15 protein-coding genes, 1 tRNA gene and 2 pseudogenes are annotated in these 15,412 nt (G+C 39.2%); 12 read left to right on the top strand and 6 right to left on the bottom strand.

What is annotated here, in order from left to right; genetic code table 11:
- Nucleotides 1-7 precede the first annotated feature (7 nt).
- On the top strand, nucleotides 8-196 hold the full coding sequence (locus GKC25_RS13720; protein ID WP_034659727.1) for a hypothetical protein: 189 nt from the start codon (nucleotides 8-10) through the stop codon (nucleotides 194-196).
- A 53-nt stretch (nucleotides 197-249) separates the two neighbouring features.
- Here GKC25_RS13720 and GKC25_RS13715 read toward each other — a convergent pair.
- Together GKC25_RS13715 and GKC25_RS13705 are read right to left on the bottom strand one after the other, a co-directional pair.
- Nucleotides 250-322 (bottom strand) — tRNA-Ala (locus tag GKC25_RS13715).
- Between the two features lie 87 nt (nucleotides 323-409).
- Nucleotides 410-1,282, bottom strand: a pseudogene (locus GKC25_RS13705) (site-specific integrase); the annotation flags it as partial.
- Nucleotides 1,283-1,334: 52 nt separating this feature from the next.
- Between GKC25_RS13705 and GKC25_RS13700 the strand changes: the two are divergent.
- The 3 genes and pseudogenes from GKC25_RS13700 (at nucleotide 1,335) to GKC25_RS13690 (ending at nucleotide 4,455) form a co-directional block, all read left to right on the top strand.
- A pseudogene (locus GKC25_RS13700) lies at nucleotides 1,335-2,157 on the top strand (peptidoglycan recognition protein family protein).
- A 480-nt stretch (nucleotides 2,158-2,637) separates the two neighbouring features.
- Nucleotides 2,638-2,895: a hypothetical protein gene (locus GKC25_RS13695; RefSeq protein ID WP_034659725.1), complete on the top strand. Its 258-nt coding sequence runs from the start codon at nucleotides 2,638-2,640 to the stop codon at nucleotides 2,893-2,895.
- 837 nt (nucleotides 2,896-3,732) lie between these two features.
- Nucleotides 3,733-4,455 (top strand): NPP1 family protein, encoded by a 723-nt coding sequence (locus GKC25_RS13690; RefSeq protein WP_034659723.1) that lies wholly within the window; start codon nucleotides 3,733-3,735, stop codon nucleotides 4,453-4,455.
- 448 nt (nucleotides 4,456-4,903) lie between these two features.
- On the opposite strand, the gene GKC25_RS13685 is transcribed toward GKC25_RS13690, so the two are convergent.
- The gene (locus GKC25_RS13685; protein ID WP_034659719.1) at nucleotides 4,904-5,182 is read right to left on the bottom strand and encodes a hypothetical protein; all 279 of its coding nucleotides are present in this window, start codon (nucleotides 5,180-5,182) and stop codon (nucleotides 4,904-4,906) included.
- A 362-nt stretch (nucleotides 5,183-5,544) separates the two neighbouring features.
- Between GKC25_RS13685 and GKC25_RS13680 the strand changes: the two genes are divergently transcribed.
- From GKC25_RS13680 to GKC25_RS13665, 4 genes are all read left to right on the top strand, one after another.
- Nucleotides 5,545-5,808: a DUF3800 domain-containing protein gene (locus tag GKC25_RS13680; protein ID WP_034659718.1), complete on the top strand. Its 264-nt coding sequence runs from the start codon at nucleotides 5,545-5,547 to the stop codon at nucleotides 5,806-5,808.
- Nucleotides 5,809-5,825: 17 nt separating this feature from the next.
- Nucleotides 5,826-6,251: a MaoC family dehydratase gene (locus tag GKC25_RS13675; RefSeq protein WP_034659716.1), complete on the top strand. Its 426-nt coding sequence runs from the start codon at nucleotides 5,826-5,828 to the stop codon at nucleotides 6,249-6,251.
- 150 nt (nucleotides 6,252-6,401) lie between these two features.
- The gene (locus tag GKC25_RS13670; protein ID WP_034659714.1) at nucleotides 6,402-7,514 is read left to right on the top strand and encodes a Rap family tetratricopeptide repeat protein; all 1,113 of its coding nucleotides are present in this window, start codon (nucleotides 6,402-6,404) and stop codon (nucleotides 7,512-7,514) included.
- Nucleotides 7,504-7,674, top strand: coding sequence for a RapH phosphatase inhibitor (locus GKC25_RS13665; protein WP_342689831.1), 171 nt, complete (start codon nucleotides 7,504-7,506; stop codon nucleotides 7,672-7,674). Before GKC25_RS13670 ends, GKC25_RS13665 begins: the two co-directional genes overlap by 11 nt.
- A gap of 286 nt (nucleotides 7,675-7,960) precedes the next feature.
- Here the strand turns inward: GKC25_RS13665 and cudC are convergent, their stop codons facing one another.
- Nucleotides 7,961-8,518, bottom strand: coding sequence for a choline uptake/conversion transcriptional regulator CudC (cudC, locus tag GKC25_RS13660; RefSeq protein WP_095285868.1), 558 nt, complete (start codon nucleotides 8,516-8,518; stop codon nucleotides 7,961-7,963).
- 206 nt (nucleotides 8,519-8,724) lie between these two features.
- Between cudC and betB the strand changes: the two genes are divergently transcribed.
- Both betB and GKC25_RS13650 read left to right on the top strand, forming a co-directional pair.
- The gene (betB, locus tag GKC25_RS13655) at nucleotides 8,725-10,194 is read left to right on the top strand and encodes a betaine-aldehyde dehydrogenase (RefSeq protein WP_034659710.1); all 1,470 of its coding nucleotides are present in this window, start codon (nucleotides 8,725-8,727) and stop codon (nucleotides 10,192-10,194) included.
- A 27-nt stretch (nucleotides 10,195-10,221) separates the two neighbouring features.
- Complete coding sequence (locus GKC25_RS13650) at nucleotides 10,222-11,430, top strand: iron-containing alcohol dehydrogenase (RefSeq protein WP_095285870.1); 1,209 nt, start codon at nucleotides 10,222-10,224, stop codon at nucleotides 11,428-11,430.
- A gap of 40 nt (nucleotides 11,431-11,470) precedes the next feature.
- Here the strand turns inward: GKC25_RS13650 and GKC25_RS13645 are convergent, their stop codons facing one another.
- A complete protein-coding gene (locus tag GKC25_RS13645; RefSeq protein ID WP_034660675.1) occupies nucleotides 11,471-11,950 on the bottom strand; it encodes a DinB family protein in 480 nt (159 codons plus the stop codon).
- A 204-nt stretch (nucleotides 11,951-12,154) separates the two neighbouring features.
- On the opposite strand from GKC25_RS13645, the gene GKC25_RS13640 reads away from it, so the two are divergent.
- On the top strand, nucleotides 12,155-12,685 hold the full coding sequence (locus GKC25_RS13640; protein ID WP_060597128.1) for a hypothetical protein: 531 nt from the start codon (nucleotides 12,155-12,157) through the stop codon (nucleotides 12,683-12,685).
- A gap of 11 nt (nucleotides 12,686-12,696) precedes the next feature.
- Entirely contained in the window at nucleotides 12,697-14,244 is a 1,548-nt protein-coding gene (locus GKC25_RS13635; RefSeq protein WP_034659707.1) for a flotillin family protein, read from the top strand.
- Between the two features lie 45 nt (nucleotides 14,245-14,289).
- Here the strand turns inward: GKC25_RS13635 and ftsW are convergent, their stop codons facing one another.
- On the bottom strand, nucleotides 14,290-15,408 hold the full coding sequence (ftsW, locus tag GKC25_RS13630) for a putative lipid II flippase FtsW (RefSeq protein WP_392387678.1): 1,119 nt from the start codon (nucleotides 15,406-15,408) through the stop codon (nucleotides 14,290-14,292).
- Nucleotides 15,409-15,412 lie beyond the last annotated feature (4 nt).

Raw genomic sequence — 15,412 nt, 5'->3', positions numbered from 1 at the left:
GAGTAAAATGAAAAAGGAACTGTTCCAAGTCATCATGCTGTCAGTGCTGCTCATCTATTTCATTTATCACGGAATGACGAGCGATTTCCCTGTGTCTTACACAATCATTCTCATCACGGCTTATCTCTCTGTGATCGCGTACCGGATCATAAAGATATTAAGGTTAAGAAAAAACAAAGAACAAACACAACTGTAAGAAATATATACATAAAAAAACCATCCTTGATTTCTCAAGAATGGTTTTTCGTATGGAGCATAGCGGGATCGAACCGCTGACCTCTACGCTGCCAGCGTAGCGCTCTCCCAGCTGAGCTAATGCCCCGGGATGTTTCAACAAATATTATTATATTTAATTCCCTCTTAGAATACAAGGGGGAAGGCTATTTTTTTATTTTTGATGAGAAATCTCTCAATTTTGTATTATGCCATTATTTTTAACCTTGGGGACGACTTGGGGACGGAAATTTCCTATCTCTGATTTTGTGTTTCTCAGATGTTTAGGATCAAACTTGTTAAAGTGATTCGCTGTACTCTTTTTCATTTCATCTGTTACATGGCCATATATATCAGATGTTGTTCTGGCACTAGCGTGTCCTGCACGTCTTTGTATAGCACTAATGCTTTCACCAGCTTCCATCAATAAAGCAACCATAGTGTGACGTAGATCATGTAAACGGTATTTTTTATTTTATACTTTTGTGTAATGCGGTTCCATTTGGTAGTTGGAGTTGTAAAGTAATAAGGCTTTCCAAATCTACTATGAAAAATGTATTGGTGATCTCCACCCTCCCAGGCATCATTTAGCTTTTCCTTTTCTCTTTTCCACATATGATAATAAAGAGACAATTCATTCATATACCAATCCGGCATCTGTACAAACCGTTTTGAACTTTTAGACTTAGGGTCTTTCACATGCGGTTTACCTTGAATTGTTATTGAAAGTGAACGATTAATTTTAAATCCACCAGCATCCCAATCAACATCTAAATGCCATTCAAGTGCAAGACCTTCTCCTCGTCTCAATCCTCCTATCATCGTTGCTAAAAAATAAAGTCTCCATTTAATATCAACTTCTTCATATAGAATCTTAATACATTGAGCAGCTTCATCAGCTTCAAAATAGTTCATTTCCTTCTTCTCATTGACTGGCAAGGGCAATCCCTTCATTGGATCAATCTTGATAATCTTCCATTCTTCACCTGCGGTTTTAAAAACCACCTGTAGTAATTTAAAAATATCTAATATTGTTCTTTCTCCTAACCCCCCCTGGCTTACCATCGGCTGCCCTAGGCGGCTTTTTTAATAACAAAAACAAATTTAGGAAGTAGATGAGCGTGACAATCAAAATGAAAAAGAAAATGGTCTCATCCAGCAGATACAGTTTGAAATGTCCGAATAAAATGAACGCAGAATACATCACGATCCACAACACAGCTAATGACGCATCAGCTGAACGAGAGATTAACTATATGATCAATAACACCAGTTCAACGAGCTATCATTTTGCGGTGGATGATAAAGAAGTGATCCAAGCGATCCCGTTAGACCGCCATGCTTGGCATTCAGGTGATGGCACAAACGGAACCGGCCCGGCAGCCGCAAGTTGGTGTTGAGATTTGTTATAGCAAGTCCGGTGGTGCTAGATACAAGGCTGCGGAAAAGCTGGCCATTAAATTCGTGGCGCAGTTACTTAAAGAGCGAGGATGGAGTGTTGATCGAGTACGTAAACACCAAGATTGGAATGGAAAGAATTGTCCACACCGAATTTTATCCGAGGGTAGATGGAACTCATTTAAAGCAGCTATTGAAAAAGAGTTGAAAGCGCTAGGTGGAAAAACTTCAGCTTCTAAGGCTAAAAAACATCATCACCAACAACACCTAAGAAAAACGCATTCTAAGAAGGCGGACAAGCTTCCAACAGGCATCTTTAAGGTAAAAGCACCATTAATGAAAGGAGATGTTGTAAAGCGAATTCAAGAAGCTTTAGCGGCACTCTATTTTTATCCAGACAAAGGGGCAAAAAACAACGGCATTGATGGCTATTACGGCGTAAAAACTGCCGATGCGGTCAAACGATTCCAGTTGATGCATGGTCTTGTGGCTGACGATATTTATGGACCTAAGACGAGAGCGGAAATCCAGGCATTATTGACGTAAGAAAAAAACTTCATATCAAAATATATCCCCTTATCAGCCTGAAAATTTTGGGCATGTTTGTTTCACTATCAAAAAAGGGGATATCTCGATATGAAGGGCTATTTCTTCGCTCCTTTATATTACATTTATTTATTTTGATTAGCATTCAAATTTTTGTTATTTTTTCGTTGTTATTTTTTCTCAAAAAAATGGTAGCGAGACTAACCCCTAAACCTAAAAGAGACACCCATCATCCCTCTATTTTTTTTGCCAGTTAGAAGGGGTTGTTTTCTCGCGGTAAAAGAGTTGTTATCCACTTTAAATTATTCACCTTAGACACTTCCTAAAAAAATTTTGTTTCGATACTTAGTTTTCGCAAAGGCCGAATTGATATGCTGAAATTTTTATGATGTGTTTATAAAAACATTCAGAAACGGAACGAATTAAAGCGAATATATTGGACAAACTTATAGGGATTAAAAAGAAGAGAGGAAGGTGGAAATGAATAAAAAATGGCTGCAAATAATAACTACGTTGTTTCTATCCAGTTTAATATTAATGGGCTGTAATTTCGGTCAAGATAATAATAACAATACTCCAGATGTTGATAAGAACGATCAAAATAATAACGATAACAACGTCCCAGGTGTTGATGAGAACGATACTATCAATAAAGATGATGAAAAAGATAATGATCCCGATCCTGAAGATCCGGTTGAGGATCCTGAAGATACCGATAAAGATAAAAAAGATGAGTAAGGAAACTACACGTGTATAAAAAAGCTTCAAACGGTTTTTGTTTTGTTTGGAAATCGTATTCTTGCTAGAATCCTCCTTCATTTCCATTAACTACCTTTCATCTTTTTGATGAAAATTAAAAATATAAAGGATGTTAACTAATTTTGAAGGAGGATTTTTTTATAACTAAGAATAATCAGCGGTAAAAGGGAAGCAAAAACAAAAACATACGGAATTGCTTGGAAAAAACATTACGGATACTGAGCTTTCACAAGAACTTGAAAGCCTTCAGCAGCAGCTTGCTAAATTAAAACAAAATGTATCCCAATTAAGATAGCCTCAACAACAAAGTGGCCAAGTTCAGCAAGGTTCTCAATCTCAACAGCAAATGCACCAAACAGATCAACAAATACAGCAAAATATCCAATAAGCTGTCCAACAGCTTAATCAAGCTCTTCGAGGTATCAGGCCATGAACCAAATGAGTCAAGCGTTTCAACAGGCTCAACAATCATTTAATCAACAAGGTCAACAAAACCAACAATTCCAACCTCCGTTACAGTTACAATAGAGACAACGTGCTTTAGTTGATGCATGAGCCTTCTGCAGATGGTATCTACAGAACGAAAACAAAAGCGAAGCTAGAAAAGCTATTAAAGTAAGAAAAACCCTCTCTTTTTATAAGGGAGGGATTTTTCTTGATTTTGAAGAGGGTACTATTTACCAAATTTAAAGACATGAGGAAAATAAAATACTAATTTAGTACGAAAATTCAGTTAACTGCGGAAAAATATTGATATTTATTCCAATTCTGTGGTATTTAATTATTATTAAGATTATATTAAAAGGAGATGAAAAAATGAACAAATTTTTCTTGGCGCTGTTTTTATCTGTATTTACTTCTATTAGCATTGTTTCAACAGCAAATGCAGCAGTAATCGATCATGACAAGGTTGTTGGTTTTAGTGAAGTGACGCCTACAACTGTTACTCAAAAAGCGGCGAAGCGTTTTCAACCATATTTAAAGGTCTATAGCGGTTGTGTGCCTTTTCCTGCAGTAGATGCGCAAGGTAATACAAATGGTGGATTAAAGCCCACTGGAGCACCTGAAGGACGTTGCAGCAAAAATACTGGACAAGTATATTCGCGATCTGCATGGTACAATGGAGTTTGGGCAATTATGTATTCTTGGTATTTTCCTAAAGATGAAGCATCTCCAAGCTTAGGTCACAGACATGACTGGGAAGGAATCGTTGTATGGATTGATAATCCAGCAAATCAAAATCCAAAAGTCTTATCAATTGCATATTCTGGACATGGAAAATTCACAAATGTAGCACCAAGCGGAACCAACATGAAAGATGGCACTCATCCTTTGATTGCCTATGACAGCACGTGGCCGATCAACCATGAATTGATGATGAGCGACCGTGTTGTAGGCGGAACTCAACCGTTAATCGGATGGGATGATTTAACTCCTGCGGCAAGGAATGCATTAAACACAACAAATTTTGGTAAAGCGAATGTTCCTTTTAATAATGCTAACTTTAACAATAATTTAAGAAAAGCATGGTTTAGATAGAATGGATTCGATACTGTTTTACAGAGTTATTATGTTAAAGCCCTTGTCCTTAATGGATAGGGGCTTTTTTTGTCTTTATTCAGTTCGATGCTTCATTTTATGGATAGTATTGAACGAAAGTTCAACAGCGATAAAGACGACAAAGAATATACCTATCCAACTGATTAAATCAACCCAAATATTGTCCATATTAATGACACCCACACTGTTTAAAAATGCTTGAATGACAAATGAAATCAACGCAGTAATAAAAACGTAAAGAAACCAATTAGTCTTTTTCAACTGCAACACTTCCTCACAAACTCAAAGAATTAAAGGAATTTACAAATGTACTTAGTTGTTTTGTTCTCATTTTTGTAACGTTTACAAAATTCGTGACCGCCCATGTCTAGGAGCTTTTTGCCTAGCCAAGCTAGACCCGCACCAGCCAATACTTTAGCTGCCCATATCAATAAAGGAGCAACCATAGTTGTAACTTACCTTTTTGTTGTGCAGCTAATTGATCTTGATTCACTTTTTCGGCGTCATTACCATCTAATGACTCTAAATGATTTTTGATTTCTAATGAAATATCCTTTGGTAATCCAGCATTGATAACTTTAGATTCATCAAAAGAAAAGGATTTAACTTCTTCATTATATGCAGTAGCTTCAAAAATAGCCTGTGCAATTCTGCGGGTCCCATCGTTCTTTTGCTGAAGCCTGACCAAAAGCAGATGAGATGCCAAGAGTCATAATAAGTATTAATACCAGTGTAAGTTTTACATTGAGCTTACACAATAAACCGTTCATACTATACATCATCCCCTAAAAGTATTGACCTACACCTGTGTGGTAACAATTAACAGGTGATATTTTCCATACTTTATATAAAAATGGTAAAAACGTACTAAATAAAAGTCTCGCCAATTGTGACGAGACTGTGAAGTGATTCTTACTTGGCTATTCTCTCTTTTCTTCATCTTATTTTTCAAATTCTTTAACCATTTTAGGTTTTTTGTTGAGAAATAACTTTGAAAGTTAAAAATATGTTGTATAATAAAAAATTAAGAATATTTGTCATTAGATTACAGGTTCGGAGGTTAAGGTAGTGTCCCAATACAAATTTGAAATAGATAAACTAAAATCATTGGGTGTGTTGGACGCACCTGAGAACACAGAGTGGATAGCATACATAGATGAATCAGGATGTGCCGGTATAAATTTCGATAAGGAATCGAGTAAATATTTAGCATATGGAATTGTTCTAATAAAGAAGAGCTACCGCTCTCAAGCAAGGCATATAATTAATGATGCCAGAAAAACTTTTAATCTTCCTTATAAAAAATTAAAAGAGTTTAAGTACAATTATTAATAAATAGAGGAGTATTTATGAAGTTAAATGAGTTTGCAATTGGACAGAAGTTCGAAACTAAGTCATTCAAATTAACAAAGGAAGATATTAAGAGATTTGCAGGAGAATTTGATCCTCAATATATGCATTTGGATGAGGAAAAAGCAAATCAGGGAAGATTTAATGGAATCATTGCTTCTGGAATACAAACGCTAGCTATTTCATTTAAGCTCTGGATTGAACAAGGAGCCTATGGTGATGATGTCATTGCTGGAACACAGATGAATAATATAAATTTTATCAAACCAGTGTATCCAGATGATGAATTACATACTATTGTTGAGGTTATTGATAAAAGAGAAAAGAAAAATAAAACAGGCATTCTCACTGTATTGTTATCTACATTTAACGATAAAGAAGAAAAAGTTTTTGAGGGTGATTTATCTGTATTGATAAAACGATAAGGATTAATATCTTAAATTCATTAGTCATATGGGGCTCCTTTGCAGGAGCTCTTTTTTTGTTCTATTTGCGGTATCTTTTCGGTGCTTTGTAAATTCCTGTATGTAATAATATATGTAATATAAGGTGAATTTGTGGAAGAGGAGTAAGGGATGGAGAAAGTTCTTTCTTCACATGTTGGTGTGAAAATAAATGAATGGTATAAAATGATCCGGCAATTCAGCGTTCCAGATGCAGAGATTTTGAAAGCAGAAGTTGAATGGGAAATAGATAGAATGGAAGAGGATCAGGATCTTCTAATCTATTATCAATTGATGTGCTTTCGCCATCAACTTATGCTTGATTATATAAAGCCTTCATTTGATCAATCGGTTTCCGCCCTAGTCGATAAAATTGAGAATTCTAACCATCAACTTTCTGGAATGCTACAATACTATAATGCCTTTTTTAGAGGTATGTATGAGTTCAGTAAGAAAGAATATGTACAGGCCATTCAATATTATAAGATTGCTGAGAGGCAGCTGGCACTTGTTGTAGATGAAATTGAACAAGCAGAATTTCATTTTAAAGTTGCAGAAGCATACTACATCATGAAACAGACCCACGTTTCTATGCACCATATTATAAAAGCCCTAGAAATTTATGATCGTTATGATCTTTATAAGGTGAGGAAAATTCAAAGTCTATTTGTGATCGCAGGAAATTATGATGATTTTAAACGATATGAGAAGTCGCTCCCCCACTTACATAAAGCACTAGAACTTGCTGAAGAAATTGATGATCAAAGATTAATCGCTAAAACTTATTTGAATCTTGGAAATACGTATGACAGGCAACAGGATTATAGTAAGGCTGCTTCCTTCTATAAAAAAGGGCTAGATAAGATGAGTGAAAACAATGAAGATATAAAACCAAGATTATTTTTTAGTTTAAGTTGGACCTTGTTTAAAAGTGATAAAACAAGAGAAGCGCTTGAAAATATCGCTAAAGGAATAAAAAGTGCAACAGCCGAAAACAATCTGTTTTATAAAACATTGCTCAATTCATTAAAGACGATTTATATCGATGAAGGTTTTGAAAATGTCCGAAAAATGTTTAAAGGGTTAGAGGAAAAGAAGTTGTATCCTTATATTGAAGAGTTTGCTTTAAGCCTTGCAAATCTCTATGAGAAAAGGAATGATTCGGAGAGGGTAGCAGATTATTATAGAACCGCCATAGAAGCTCAAACCGAAATCCAAAAAGGAGAGTGTTTATATGAATATTAAAATGAAGATATTGATTAGCGCCGCTTTATTGGTAGGTGCTGCTTGTCTGGGTTCTTTTAATTACTCACAAGAATCAACTGATCGAAATACCACTGTATTTCCTCAAAAAACTGATCGAAACACAACGATGATCGATCCAAATTCAACATTTAAAAACTAATAGACAAAATTAAAACAGACCCTGCATGGTCTGTTTTTTATGGGGACGGATTGGGGACCAACCCTTTCAGTTTTGTTCAGAAATGAAAATTTTTATTCAGAAAGGCTCATCATAGAACCTTATTATATCAGTCTATTTCAGAGAACGTCTGTTTGCTTCGGGTGATGTCGTTCACCCTGCCAGCGTAGCGCTCTCCCAGCTGAGCTAATGCCCCGAAGTATGACGACATAATTTATTATAATCAATTCTCCTATAAAATTCAAGCTGTAAAACGCAAACATATCGCCTATTTATCTTTCTGATCAATCGGAATATAGTCGAAGATCTCCCCTGATTGTACAGAGTCCGCTAAGCGTCTCAGCCAGTCATAATAGGCTTTCGAGCTTTCAAGCTGTTCAAGAAGCTGCTGCGCTTCCTCTCTTACATGTTCCTCCAGTTGTTCATCACGCGCCACCTCTTGAAGCCGCTCTTGCGCTTCTTCAATCGCCGCTAAATTGACCTCGACCTCTCGTTCCCATTTTTGCGGAAAGAAGTTCGTGAAAAACTTAAAAAAGTCTTTTTCAGCAACAAAGCTGTGTTTTCTTCGGCCTCGGTGAAACGTCTTTTTGACAATATTCATGTCTTGCAGTTTTTTCACACCCGTACTCATACTTGGCTTGCTCATTTGCAGCTCTTCACGCATTTCATCAAGCGTCATTTCCTCATTTAAATACATGGTCCCATAGAGAATACCTGCACTTCGTGTAATGCCATAGAGATCCATCGTTTCAGCTATGGAATCAATGACTAGATCTTTAGCAGCTAAAATACGATCTTCTGCTTGTGGCTGTTCCTGCTTTTTCATCTTGTCCCTGCTTTCTATTAAGAGAATTCAATACGTTCAAAAAAATCTTTATGGACTATATGTTAACGAAAGAATACAAAATGTCAAAATAAATGAAGCCTATCTCCCTTTGACAGAAAAATTTGAACATGATAAGTTAATTATGTTCAAAACGTTAAATTTTTATTTAACAAACTTACCAAAGAGAATCAGAGGAGGTTCCTTCTATGAGTCAAACACTATTTATAGATGGACAATGGGTTGGCGCCAAAAGTGGCGACACACGGGATATCATCAATCCATTTAATCAAGAAGTGATCGCGACAGTCAGCGAAGGATCAAGAAATGATGCGCAGCTAGCCATCAAAGCAGCGAGAAAAGCCTTCGATCAAGGGGACTGGGCAAACCAGCCTGGATTTGAAAGAGGAAATATGGTGTTTAAGATTGCTGAGTTGATTAGACGTGATCTTGATGAACTAGCCAAATTGGAATCGCTTGATACTGGTAAAACATTAGAGGAAAGCAAAGCAGATATGGACGATATTGCGAACGTGTTCCAATATTACGCAGGTCTGGCTGACAAAGATGGCGGGGAAATCATTGCGTCACCAATCCCGAACTCAAAAAGTGAATTAGTCAGAGAGCCAGTCGGTGTATGCGGGCAAATCACTCCTTGGAACTATCCATTGCTTCAAGCAAGCTGGAAAATCGCTCCTGCTCTTGCAGCGGGGAACACAATCGTTTTAAAACCAAGTGAAATTACACCACTCACCACGATCAAAATATTCAAACTCATGGAAGAAGCAGGCATTCCAGCAGGAGTTGCAAACCTAGTCCTTGGACCAGGGGCAACGGTTGGCGATGAGCTTGCTGTGAATGAACATGTAGATTTGATTTCATTTACAGGCGGTATTGAAACAGGCAAGAAAATTATGCAGGGAGCCAGTGGGAATGTGAAGAAAATCGCCCTTGAGCTCGGCGGGAAAAATCCGAATATTGTGTTTCAAGATGCTGATTTAGACGTAGCGGTTGACCAGGCAATGAATGCTGTGTTTTTCCATGCAGGGCAAGTATGTTCAGCAGGTTCACGTTTGCTAGTGGAAGAATCCATTCATGATGAATTTTTAGAAGAACTGGTGAAGCGTACGAAAAAAATCAAGCTAGGCAACGGCTTTGATGAAGAAACCCAAAGCGGGCCGCTCATCTCAGCTGAGCATCGAGAAAAAGTAGAGAAATACGTCAGCATTGGGTTAGATGAAGGCGCAAGATTAGAAACAGGCGGAAAAAGACCTGACACAGAGGAGCTTTCAAATGGGTTCTTCTACTTGCCAACGATTTTCTCAGGCTGTACGTCAGAGATGCGGATTGTCCAAGAAGAAGTCTTTGGCCCAGTATTGACAGTCGAATCCTTCCGAACAGAGGAAGAAGTGATCGAGCTGGCAAATGATACGATTTATGGATTAGCAGGAGCTGTGTGGTCTTCTGATATTGGAAAAGCCGAAAGAGTGGCTCGTCAATTAAGATTAGGCACAGTTTGGATCAATGATTTCCATCCTTATTTCGCTCAAGCACCTTGGGGTGGATATAAGCAGTCAGGTCTTGGACGTGAATTAGGACGCACCGGACTTGAGGAATATACGGAACTGAAGCATGTATATCGAAATACGAAACCTGAAGCGGTTCATTGGTTTAAATAAATATCACACATTTGGAGGAGATTCTATATGACATTAAATATGAAAATTGAAAGCATGCAGAAATTCCACACATTTGAAATCCCGACTGTCATCAAACATGGCATCGGTGCAGTGAAACATGTTGGGGAAGAAGTGAAAGCATACGGTGTCTCGAAGGTATTGCTTGTAACAGACCCTGGTATTTATCAAGCGGGCGTAGTAGACCCAGTGGTTGCTTCATTAAAAGAAGCACAAATCGATGTGATCCTATTTGATAAAGTAGAGCCAAACCCGCCAGTCCGTTTAGTGAATGAAGGATCTGCGTTATATGAAAAAGAAGGCTGTAATGGATTAGTCGCTGTAGGCGGCGGAAGCTCAATGGATACAGCGAAGGCAATCGGAGTAGAGGTGACTCATAAAGGCTCAGTCCTTGATTACGAAGCGGCAGAGGGAAAAAAACCGCTTGAAAACAGAATCCCACCTTTAACCACCATTCCGACCACGGCTGGTACAGGTTCAGAAGTTACGCAGTGGGCAGTAATTACGGATGAAGAAAGAGAATTTAAATTCAACACAGGTGGACCACTCATTGCAGCTCACCTCACAGTGATTGACCCAGAGCTTCATGTATCCATGCCTCCTCATGTGACAGCAATGACTGGAATTGATGCGCTTGCTCACGCTATCGAATGCTATACGATGAAATTTGCTCAGCCTATTACAGATGCGGTAGCGCTCATGGCCATTGAATATGCTGCTCATTATATCCGCCGTGCTTTTGCTGATGGTGCGGACCTAGAAGCGAGATATGGAATGGCACAAGCTGCAATGCTTGCCGGGCTTTCTTATGGAAGCGAGTCAGCTGGAGCTGCGCATGCGATGAGTCAAACACTCGGAGGCATTATTCCTGTAGCGCATGGCCAGTGTGTAGCAGCAATGATGGGACCGGTGATGGAGTATAACTGGAAAGGGTATCCGGAAAAATTCGCTCGTATTGCGCAAGCGTTCGGCATTGATACAAGCAGAATGTCTACAGAGGAAGCAGCAAAAGCTGCTGTGAACTGGATGTATGATTTAGTGGAAGATCTAGAAGTTCCTTCATTAGAAGAACAAGGTGTATCAAAAGATATGATTGACCGTTTATCTAAAGAAGCAATGAAAGATCCGCAAACAATTGGAAACCCAAGAGATCTAAATGAAAAAGCGTACAACTGGATTTATGCTCGCTGTTTTGATCTAACACCGAAAACAGTGTAACAATGAAAAAAGGCTCCCAAAAGGGAGTCTTCTTTATGTCTTATAGCTGTTCTTTAATTTCTTTGATTTGATGAATATGACGTTTTTCGTGTGCGCCGATAAAATCAAGATATTGCTTAAGGGATAACTCTTCAAACACAGGGTGCGCAATGACACGTTTGAAATCTTCCTCAGTAAACGTTGATAAAATTTGATTGAGCTGTTCACGTGCTGTATCGAGCTCATCCTTTAAATGTGTAGGTGTCACATGCTTGCGTTCAGGCTCAACAATACTAGGCGCAGTGGCTTTTCTAGAACGGTCCTCTGCCATTTCCACCGGCTTTGGCTCATATTCCTTGATCGGTGCTTTTTTTCCCTCAGCAGCTAGATGTTTTGCTGCCATGAGGTCCATCTTCTTTAAGTGATCTGCCACCTCTTGAATACTCCAAGTATCATCAGATAATTTTTGATTCAATTGTTCTTCGTTCAAACCTTGCAGCTTTTGCCACAATTCTTGTCTTGCCTCATGTAATAAACTCATTTTCATCACCTCAAGATCAAATTTTAACATAGTGGTACATGACAATCATTCTTGAGCTATCGGGGAATTCCTGTGAAGAATTGTGAGGAAATTTGAAACCTTTACAAAAGTGGTTCGTATTACCTGTTAGAAGGAATACATTGGAGGTGAGCATGGTCTAAATGAAACAAAGGCTGTTCATTTCATGAAGAAAGGGTGAGGAAGATGGATGTGTTCGGGCTGCCGCTTGAGACGCTGTATTTATACATATTGATGATATCAGGAATCCTGACACTAGTTTTCGTCTTTTTCGGCGATGTATTTGATGGATTGTTTGAAGCGATTCCTGTTTCATTCCTTCAACCAACATTGATCCTCGCATTTCTTACCTTTTTCTCGGCTGGAGGGTTTATCTCTGAAAAAACAGCAATTGTAGGGAGTGGACTTGGCGCAGTATTATCTGCCATCCTCGCAGTGGTCCTTGTGACCTGTTTGAATGTATTTGTCTTAGTCCCGCTTTCCTCTGCTGAAGAATCTCTTTCATATACAGAGGCCGACTTAAAAGGAAGAACTGGGGAGATCATTGTATCTGTTCCAAAAGACGGGTTTGGAGAAGTGCTGTTAATTAGTAATAGCGGGAAAATCTCAAAGCCTGCCGTCAGTTTCGACGAAGAGGAGATTCCATATGGAACCCGGGTGCTGGTCGTCGAAGTGAACAAAGGCGTCTTATCAGTTATACCAAATGAAGAAATCTAGGAGGGAATGCTATGCCAGGAACAACCATTTTGATTATCATTGGAATTGTGCTTGTGATTCTTATTGCACTTATTGGTGTATTTGTTTCGAAATACCGGACAGCAGGTCCAGATGAAGCGTTAATTGTCACAGGAAGTTACCTAGGAAGTAAAAATGTCCACGTGGATGAAGGTGGAAACAAGATTAAGATTGTAAGAGGCGGAGGTACCTTTGTGCTCCCTGTTTTTCAACAAGCAGAGCCGCTCAGCTTACTATCTAGCAAGCTAGATGTTTCAACGCCTGAAGTCTATACCGAACAAGGTGTACCGGTCATGGCGGACGGAACGGCCATCATTAAAATTGGCGGATCGATTGAAGAAATTGCTACTGCAGCAGAGCAATTTTTAGGTAAAACAAAAGAAGACCGCGAAAACGAAGCGAGAGAAGTACTAGAAGGACACCTTCGCTCCATCTTAGGATCAATGACAGTCGAAGAGATTTATAAAAACAGAGAAAAATTTTCTCAAGAAGTACAGCGTGTCGCTTCTCAAGATTTAGCGAAAATGGGCCTCGTCATTGTGTCGTTCACGATCAAAGATGTCCGTGATAAAAATGGCTATTTAGAATCACTAGGTAAACCTAGAATTGCCCAAGTGAAACGCGATGCAGATATTGCAACAGCTGAAGCAGATAAAGAAACACGTATCAAACGTGCCGAAGCAGATAAAGATGCGAAGAAATCTGAGCTTGAGCGTGCTACTGAAATCGCTGAAGCAGAAAAGATCAATGAGCTGAAAAGAGCAGAATTCAGACGTGAACAGGATACAGCGAAAGCAAGTGCCGACCAAGCGTACGATCTTGAAACAGCTCGTAACCGTCAGCACGTAACTGAACAAGAAATGCAAGTGAAAATCATTGAACGTCAGAAGCAAATTGAATTAGAAGAAAAAGAGATCCAGCGTCGTGAGCGTCAATACGATTCTGAAGTGAAAAAGAAAGCAGATGCGGATCGTTATGCTGTTGAGCAGTCAGCTGCGGCGGAAAAAGCGAAACGCCTCGCTGAAGCAGATGCCAAGAAATACAGCATTGAAGCAATGGCAAAGGCAGAAGCTGAGAAAGTCCGAATTGACGGGCTTGCCAAAGCGGAAGCTGATCGTGCGAAAGGGGAAACCGAAGCAGAAGTCATTAGACTGAAAGGACTTGCGGAAGCCGAAGCCAAAGAGAAAATCGCTGAAGCATTCGAACAGTATGGTCAGGCAGCGATCCTTGATATGATTGTGAAAATGCTTCCTGAATATGCGAAGCAAGTATCTGCACCACTTTCTAACATTGATAAAATTACTGTTGTGGATACGGGAGGTAACGGCGAAGGCAGCGGTGCCAATAAAGTCACTGGCTATGCTACAAACCTCATGTCCAGTCTGCAAGAAAGCCTGAAAGCATCCTCTGGAATTGATGTCAAAGAAATTATTGAGAACTTTTCCGGTAAAGGCAATGTGAAGCAAAGCATTCAGGAACTAACGAATGAAATCAAACAGCCAAGAAAAAAAGAGATCGCTGATCATCAAATAGAAGAATAAAATGAATAGACACCTTCCATCAGAAGGTGTCTATTTGGCATGCGCCTAATATGGATTCCTCTTTACATATGAAGAAAGATTCACGAGAATACCAGCAGATATCATCATGAACACTAGGGAGGAGCCGCCATAGCTAATAAAGGGAAGCGGAATGCCTGTGATCGGAAGAAGGCCAAAGACAGCGCCTAAATTAAAGACTGCTTGGAGCATGATTTGAAACGTAAGCCCAATCGTTAACAGCTTTCCAAAAGGGTCATGTAAAGCCTGTACAATTCGCATTGCGCGAGACATGATGAGTAGATATGCACCAATCACAAACAAAATCCCCATGATTCCCAGCTCTTCACTGATGATGGCCATGATAAAATCCGTATGGGCTTCAGGAAGAAAGCCTAGCTTTTGAATGCTCCCGCCTAAGCCATTCCCTGTCAGCCCGCCTGAATCCATCGCGAGATACGAATGAATCAGCTGATATCCATCTCCATCTTCATACTGAAAAGGATCACGAAAAGAAGTCAGCCTCTTCAAACGGTAAGGAGCTGTCACTGCAAAAAAAGTGATACCTGCTGCCGCAGTCGATCCTAGCAAAATGAGATGGTGCGTTTTCAGCCCAGCGCATAATAAAATGATGCCGCAGCTTAATAAAATAGACACAGCTGTGCCTAAATCAGGCTGCTTTAAGATCAACAAAAAAACAAGACCTAAAAGAATGAGTGGCGGCAGTACGCCTTTTTTAAAAGATGTAATGTACGCCTGTTTTTTCGCGTACACATAGGCAAAATAGATAACCATCACTAGTTTCACAGCTTCAGAAGGTTGGAGCATGAGAGAGCCCAACTGAACCCAGCGCTGGGAATTGTTTTTGACAACACCGATTCCAGGAAGCAGGACTAGGATCAGGCATAACAATGACAGCATAACAAGCCACCGAATCCATTTACGATAAATCTGATAAGGGAACAGAGCGGCAATGAAGAAAAAGAATCCCCCAATCAGGAGCCATTGCCATTGTTTGATGAAGAAATAGCTGCCCTTTTCATACTTCACTTCTCCTAAAGGATAACTCGCACTGTAAACCATCAGTAAACCAAATAAACAGAGGAACACAATCGTTCCAACAAGAATGCGGTCGACTCTTTTGAGATGAGATAGAAGAAATGTCATCATC

Source organism: Bacillus pumilus (assembly GCF_038738535.1).
Classification (GTDB): Bacteria; Bacillota; Bacilli; order Bacillales; family Bacillaceae; genus Bacillus.
This window is presented reverse-complemented; position numbering and strand designations above follow the sequence as displayed.

Excerpts from the sequence above, each read along its gene's own strand:
- GKC25_RS13720 (WP_034659727.1), top strand. The coding sequence starts at position 8 with ATGAAAAAGGAACTGTTCCAAGTCATCATGCTGTCAGTGCTGCTCATC.
- GKC25_RS13695 (WP_034659725.1), top strand. The coding sequence starts at position 2,638 with ATGAATAAAAAATGGCTGCAAATAATAACTACGTTGTTTCTATCCAGT.
- GKC25_RS13690 (WP_034659723.1), top strand. The coding sequence starts at position 3,733 with ATGAACAAATTTTTCTTGGCGCTGTTTTTATCTGTATTTACTTCTATT.
- GKC25_RS13675 (WP_034659716.1), top strand. The coding sequence starts at position 5,826 with ATGAAGTTAAATGAGTTTGCAATTGGACAGAAGTTCGAAACTAAGTCA.
- GKC25_RS13670 (WP_034659714.1), top strand. The coding sequence starts at position 6,402 with ATGGAGAAAGTTCTTTCTTCACATGTTGGTGTGAAAATAAATGAATGG.
- GKC25_RS13665 (WP_342689831.1), top strand. The coding sequence starts at position 7,504 with ATGAATATTAAAATGAAGATATTGATTAGCGCCGCTTTATTGGTAGGT.
- cudC (WP_095285868.1), bottom strand. The coding sequence starts at position 8,518 with ATGAAAAAGCAGGAACAGCCACAAGCAGAAGATCGTATTTTAGCTGCT.
- betB (WP_034659710.1), top strand. The coding sequence starts at position 8,725 with ATGAGTCAAACACTATTTATAGATGGACAATGGGTTGGCGCCAAAAGT.
- GKC25_RS13650 (WP_095285870.1), top strand. The coding sequence starts at position 10,222 with ATGACATTAAATATGAAAATTGAAAGCATGCAGAAATTCCACACATTT.
- GKC25_RS13645 (WP_034660675.1), bottom strand. The coding sequence starts at position 11,950 with ATGAGTTTATTACATGAGGCAAGACAAGAATTGTGGCAAAAGCTGCAA.
- GKC25_RS13640 (WP_060597128.1), top strand. The coding sequence starts at position 12,155 with ATGGATGTGTTCGGGCTGCCGCTTGAGACGCTGTATTTATACATATTG.
- GKC25_RS13635 (WP_034659707.1), top strand. The coding sequence starts at position 12,697 with ATGCCAGGAACAACCATTTTGATTATCATTGGAATTGTGCTTGTGATT.
- ftsW (WP_392387678.1), bottom strand. The coding sequence starts at position 15,408 with ATGACATTTCTTCTATCTCATCTCAAAAGAGTCGACCGCATTCTTGTT.